This is a genomic window from Paracoccus marcusii (assembly GCF_006151785.1).
Taxonomy (GTDB): Bacteria; Pseudomonadota; Alphaproteobacteria; order Rhodobacterales; family Rhodobacteraceae; genus Paracoccus; species Paracoccus marcusii.
Genome location: NZ_VDDD01000178.1, coordinates 1 through 5,802, shown reverse-complemented (window position 1 = coordinate 5,802; position 5,802 = coordinate 1). Strand labels below are relative to the sequence as shown.

Here is a 5,802-nt window from a genome sequence, read left to right as displayed (position 1 = left end):
TGCGTGCGATGGGCGAGGGCAACGCGATGGCCGCGCGCCTGCGCCGGCCCACGCCGCGCGCCGTGCTGGCCCGCGCCGCCGATCTGCTGGCCTCCCACAGTCCCGACCGCGACGATCCGTCCCGTGTCGCCGTCACCTTCGATCTGGTCTTTCTGACGGGCTGGGCGCCCTCGGACAGCCAGCCAAAGCCCTTGCGCCCCGGATCGGCCACCACCTCGCTGGCCGATGCCCTGACAAAACTCAGGAAGTCATGATGAGACCCACCCACGCGCCTGCCGACCATCCCGCGGTCAAGCCCGCCAAGACCGGCATCCTGATCGCCAATCTGGGCACGCCGGACGGCTATGACTACTGGTCGATGCGCCGCTATCTGAACGAGTTCCTGTCCGACCGCCGCGTCGTCGACGTGAACCGCCTGATCTGGCAGCCCCTGCTGCAGGGGGTGATCCTGACCAAGCGGCCGTTCAGTTCCGGCAAGAACTACAAGCTGATCTGGAACCACGAGGCGAACGAAAGCCCGCTGCTGACCATCACCAAGGCCCAGACCCGCGCGCTGGCGCAGATGGCGCATGACGAATGGGGCGATCAGGTGATGGTCGATTTCTGCATGCGCTATGGCAATCCATCGACCGGGGACGTGGTGCGGCGGATGGTCGATGCGGGCTGTCGGCGGATCGTGTTCCTGCCGCTTTATCCGCAATATGCGGGGCCGACCTCGGCCACGGCCAACGACCAGCTGTTCCGCGTCCTGATGAAAGAGACCTGGCAGCCCGCCGTGCGCACGGTCGAGCCCTATGTGAACCACCCCGACTACATCAAGGCGCTGGCCGACAGCGTGCGCCGCGCGCTGGACGGCAAGGTGCCCAAGAAGCTGGTCGCCAGCTATCACGGCATGCCCAAGCGCTATCTGATGCAGGGCGATCCCTATCACTGCCAGTGCCAGAAGACGTCGCGCCTGCTGCGCGAGGAGCTGGGCTGGCCCGAGGGGATCATCGACACGACCTTCCAGTCGGTCTTCGGCCGCGAGGAGTGGTTGAAGCCCTATACGGTCGAGCATGTGGCCGAACTGGCCAAGCAGGGTCATACCGACATCGCGGTGATCTCTCCGGCGTTCTCGTCGGACTGCATCGAGACGCTGGAGGAGATCAACGGCGAGATCAAGGAGGCCTTCGAGGAGGCCGGGGGGCACGAATTCCAGTACATCCCCTGCCTGAACGACGACCCCGCCCATATCCGCGTCATGCTGGAGGTGGTGCGCGAGAACATCGGCGGCTGGGTGCAGCCGCGGTGAGCGTCGGCGCGTTCACTCCAAGTTGGGTTTGATCCGGTGCGAGGCATTGGATAGGACTAGGCCATGTGCGCGAGGAGAGTGGCCGGAACATGAAGAAAATCAACGCGCTTGCGATTCTGGGCCTGATCGTGCTGGGTGCGTGCGGCCCGCGCAACCTGGCGCCTGCGCCGATGGCCATGCCCATGGACCCGGCCGCGGCGGCGGCGCCGGTGGTCGACGACAACGCAGCAATCGCGGGGCGCGTGCTGCAGCAGATCAACACGCTGCGCGGCAACATCGGCCTGTCCCCGCTGCAGCCCAGCCCTGCGCTGGAGGCGGCGTCGCTGGTCCATTCGCGCGACATGTCGGCCCAGAACCGGGCCTGGCACTGGGGGTCGGACGGATCGTCGCCCCTGGACCGGGCGCAGCGTCAGGGGTTCGGCGGAGAGATCATCGGCGAGAACATCTCGGAGACCTACGAGAACGAGATCGAGACGCTGGCCGCATGGATGTCCACGCGCGACACCCGCGACGTGATCATGGACCCGACCGCGACGCAGCTGGGCTTTGCCTGGTTCAAGGAGCCGTCGGGCAAGGTCTGGTGGACGCTGCTGACCGGACGCTAGGCCTCGGGCGGCCCCCATGCGGGGCCGCAACCGTCGCGGGGGTCAGGGATAGATGACGACCGGCGTGCCGGGCATCAGCATCGCATAGATTTCCTGGATTTCCTCGTCGGTGACGGCGATGCAGCCGGCCGTCCAGTCGCGCTGGCGCGGGAACAGGTTGTTGCCCTGGGGTCCGCGGCCGTGGATGAAGATGTCGCCGCCCGGATCCATGCCATACTGCTCGGCGAAGGCGCGGTCGTTGGGGTTCGGATACGAGATGCCCACCGACAGGTGGAACGCGCTGCGCGGGTTGAAGCGGTCGATGTAATAGACGCCTTCGGGGGTCTTGCCGTCGCCCGAGAACTGCTTGTGCCCCACCGGCTGGTTGCCCAGGCTGATGTCATAGGACCGGACCGGCGTGCTGCCGCTGAACAGGTGCATGCGACGCTGACCCTTGTTCACCTGCACCTGGGTGATCGGCGGTCCGGAGTAGCGCTGGAACTTGCTGGGTTGCTGCGGCTTTCCACAGGCAGCCAGCAGGGCCAGCATCGAAATCGTGAACGTCCGACGGGTGGTTCTGATCATCACTGCCTCTGAAGCGTTTTTGATTTTTTATGGGCCCGGAATATCACGGATACACCATGCCTGCCTAGCGGTGCGTTAACGCCGCCACCAGTTCGACATGCGGGGAAAACCGGAACTGGTCGACCACCCACAGTCGATCGATGCCATAGCCGGCATCGGCCAGAATCCGCGCATCCTTGGCAAAACTGACCGGGTCGCAGGACACGGCCGCCACCACCGGGACGCGAGCGGCGGTGATCTGACGCATCTGCGCCTCGGCCCCGGCGCGGGGCGGGTCGATCACGATCGCGTCAAACCGGGCCAGTTCATCGGGCATCAGCGGCCTGCGGGCCAGATCGCGGACCTCGGTCGTGACACGGTTCAGGCCGGACGTGGCCCGCCACGCCGAATCAAGGGCGGACAAGGGTGCGGCCAGCCCCTCGACCGCATGGACGGAGGCCCGTTCCGCCAAAGGCAGCGTGAAGGTCCCGCAGCCCGCGAAAAGATCGGCGACCTTTGACGCGCCCGCCACGGTGTCGCGCACCGCAGCCAGCAGTGCGGCCTCGCCCTGGGCGGTGGCCTGCAGGAAGGCACCGGGCGGGGGGACGACATGCGCGCGCCCCATCGGCAGGGCGGGCGCGCGGCGGGTGATGGCCTGGCCATCCCAGTCCAGCCGCGCCAGATCGCCCTCGTCCGCGAGGGCGGCCAGAGCCTGGAACAGCGCAGGGTCCATCGGCTTGCCGCCACGCACGGCGACGTCCAGCCCGGCCGGACCATGGATGACGACCAGCGACAGTTCCGCCGCGCGCGACGCCCCGGCGATGACGATGCGGCGCAGCAGCGGCAGCGCGGACAGGATCTGCGGGCGCAGCACGTGGCATTCGGTCAGATCGACGATCACGTCGGATGCGCGGCCATGAAACCCCACGGTCGCACCCTTCTTCGTGCGCCGCCCCGACAGCACGGCCCTGCGGCGGCTGTTCGGCGCCGACACGTGGACCTGCGGCAGAGGCGCCGTGATCCCCTGGGCCGCCAGCGCGGTCAGCACGACCTGGGTCTTCCAGGCGGTGGTGAAGGCGTCGGTCGCGTGCATCAGCGAACAGCCCCCGCAGGCGCGGTAATGGCCGCAGACGGGGCGGATGCGGTCCGGGGACGGGGTGACGATGCGCGGGGCGGCGATGCGGCCGTCCAGGGCCTCGCCCTGGACGACCTCTCCGGGCAGGACCAGGGGGGCCAGCGCGCGGGCGTCGCCCGACAGGGCCACGCCGTCGCCCTTGCGGCCAAGCCGCTCGATCGTCCATTGGGTCATTCGGCAGCCTCTTCGGTGCCCAGGAAACCGCCCGACTGGCGGTTCCAGTAGCGGGCATAGCGGCCGTCGCGGGCCAGCAGGTCGTCATGACCGCCCTGTTCGACGATGCGCCCGTCCTCGATCACCAGAATGCGGTCCAGTTCGGCGATGGTGGACAGTCGGTGCGCGATGGCCAGCACGGTCTTGCCGCGCATGGCGCGGGTCAGGGCATCCTGGACCTGGGCCTCGACCTCGCTGTCCAGCGCACTGGTCGCCTCGTCCAGGACCAGGATCGGCGCGTCCTTGAGGAAGGCGCGGGCCAGGGCGATGCGCTGGCGCTGGCCGCCCGACAGCTTGACGCCGCGTTCGCCCAGATATGCGTCATACCCGGTGCGGCCCGCATAATCCTCCAGCGTCAGGATGAAGTCGTGCGCCTCGGCCGCCTTGGCGGCGGCCACGACCTCGTCCTGCGTCGCGTCGGGGCGACCGTACAGGATGTTGTCGCGGGCGGATCGGTTGAACATGGCGGTGTCCTGGGTGACCATCGCCACCTGGCGGCGCAGGCTTTCCTGGGTCACATCGCGCAGGTCGTGGCCGTCGATGCGGATGGTGCCCCGTTCAACGTCGTAGAGCCGCAGCAGCAGGCCGACCAGCGTGGTCTTGCCAGCGCCGGACGCGCCGACGATGCCGATCTTCTCTCCGGCCGGGATGGTCAGCGTCAGGTCGCGGATGCCGCCCGCGTCGCGGCCATAGGCGAATTCGACATGGTCGAACTCGATCCGGCCCTGCACGCGCGACAGGGTCCGGGCGCCGGGGCGGTCGGTCAGGGCATGGGGCGGGGACAGGGTCTTCATCCCGTCCTCGACCTCTCCGATGCTGCCCCACATGCCCATCAGGGCCATGCTGACCCACCCGGTCATCTGCGACAGGCGCATAGCGATGGCACCGCTGGCGGCGACATCGCCCACGGTCGCGGTGCCGTCGCGCCACAGCAGGATCGCGCCGCCGACCAAAATCACCGGCAGGATCCCCGCCACGACCATCAGCGACAGCCGGAACCAGGTCGAGACGACGCCGAAATCCAGCGCGCGTTCGCGGAACCCCGCCATCGCGCCCAGGGCGGCCTGATCCTCGTGGTCGGCATGGGCGAACAGCTTGACCGTCTTGATGTTGGTGATGGTGTCGACGACCTGTCCGGTGACATTGGCCCGCGCCGATGCGCGCGCGCCCGATTTCGCGCGGATGCGCGGCAGGAAGAACCGGATCAGCGCGAAATAGGCCGCCAGCCAGACCAGCAGCGCCACCGCGCCCCAGCCATCGACGGCCAGCAGGAAGGCCGCCGATCCCAGCACGGATGCCAGGGCGAATGCCACCACGTTCACCATCTCGGATGCGACATCGGTCACCGCGCGCGCGGTCTGCATCTGCTTTTGCGCCAGCCGCCCGGCAAAGTCGTTGTCGAAGAAGGTGACCGCATGTCCCATCGTCCAGCGATGCAGGCGCGACAGCACCAACGGCAGGATGTTCGGTCCGATGATCACGTTCGAGCTGGCCGTGGACAGGCCATAGATCGCCGGGCGCACCACCAGGAAGAACCCCGCGAACAGCGCGACCAGGCCCCAGTTCTGGTCCCAGAAGACGCCGGGCGCGCTGGTCGTGACCGCATCGACGACCATCCCCAGCAGCAGCGCCGAGACGACATCCGCCACCCCGCCCAGGGCGGAGGCGATGGCGGCAAACCCCAGCCCCGGCCAGGCGCCCGACAGGCACCAGCGGAAGAAGGCCATCAGCGTGGCGGGCGGCGCGCCCTCGGCCGGGCGAAAGGCGTCGACCATGCGGCCGAAGCGGGTGTGCAGGCTCATTCGTCGTCCTTCCCGGCCAAGCGGGCCGCGTCGATCAGGGCGGGGGCGGGCAGGGTGAAGGCCGACGCGATCCACGCCTCCTCCGCGGCCTTCAGGGCCCGTCCCAAGGCAGGCCCCTGCAGCGGGGCCAGGTCGGCTGCGGCCACGGGCAGGGGGGACCGGGTCGCCCGCGCGATGCGGGCCTGCCAGTCGGGGGGCAGCGGGTGGCCGTCG

General features: G+C 68.8%; 5 protein-coding genes and 2 pseudogenes. 3 read left to right on the top strand and 4 right to left on the bottom strand.

Annotation, left to right across the window (positions count from 1 at the left end; genetic code table 11):
• The 3 genes and pseudogenes from FHD68_RS17410 to dalA form a co-directional block, all read left to right on the top strand.
• Positions 1-254, top strand: a pseudogene (locus FHD68_RS17410) (SAM-dependent methyltransferase); the annotation flags it as partial.
• Entirely contained in the window at positions 251-1,291 is a 1,041-nt protein-coding gene (gene hemH / locus FHD68_RS17405) for a ferrochelatase (RefSeq protein ID WP_045981361.1), read from the top strand. The pseudogene FHD68_RS17410 and the gene hemH, both read left to right, overlap by 4 nt.
• 89 nt (positions 1,292-1,380) lie before the next feature.
• Positions 1,381-1,896, top strand: a complete 516-nt coding sequence (gene dalA / locus FHD68_RS17400; RefSeq protein ID WP_045999965.1) for a divisome-associated lipoprotein DalA — start codon at positions 1,381-1,383, stop codon at positions 1,894-1,896.
• A gap of 42 nt (positions 1,897-1,938) precedes the next feature.
• Here dalA and FHD68_RS17395 read toward each other — a convergent pair whose 3' ends face one another.
• From FHD68_RS17395 to FHD68_RS19185, 4 genes and pseudogenes are all read right to left on the bottom strand, one after another.
• Positions 1,939-2,460 carry a L,D-transpeptidase family protein gene (locus tag FHD68_RS17395; protein ID WP_045981359.1) on the bottom strand — a complete coding sequence of 174 codons (522 nt, stop codon included), beginning with the start codon at positions 2,458-2,460 and terminating at the stop codon, positions 1,939-1,941.
• A gap of 64 nt (positions 2,461-2,524) precedes the next feature.
• On the bottom strand, positions 2,525-3,748 hold the full coding sequence (locus FHD68_RS17390) for a class I SAM-dependent RNA methyltransferase (protein WP_139086383.1): 1,224 nt from the start codon (positions 3,746-3,748) through the stop codon (positions 2,525-2,527).
• Positions 3,745-5,589 carry an ABC transporter ATP-binding protein gene (locus tag FHD68_RS17385; protein ID WP_127897822.1) on the bottom strand — a complete coding sequence of 615 codons (1,845 nt, stop codon included), beginning with the start codon at positions 5,587-5,589 and terminating at the stop codon, positions 3,745-3,747. The genes FHD68_RS17390 and FHD68_RS17385 overlap by 4 nt, the downstream gene beginning before the upstream one ends.
• Positions 5,586-5,802: pseudogene (locus FHD68_RS19185) on the bottom strand (hypothetical protein); the annotation flags it as partial. The gene FHD68_RS17385 and the pseudogene FHD68_RS19185, both read right to left, overlap by 4 nt.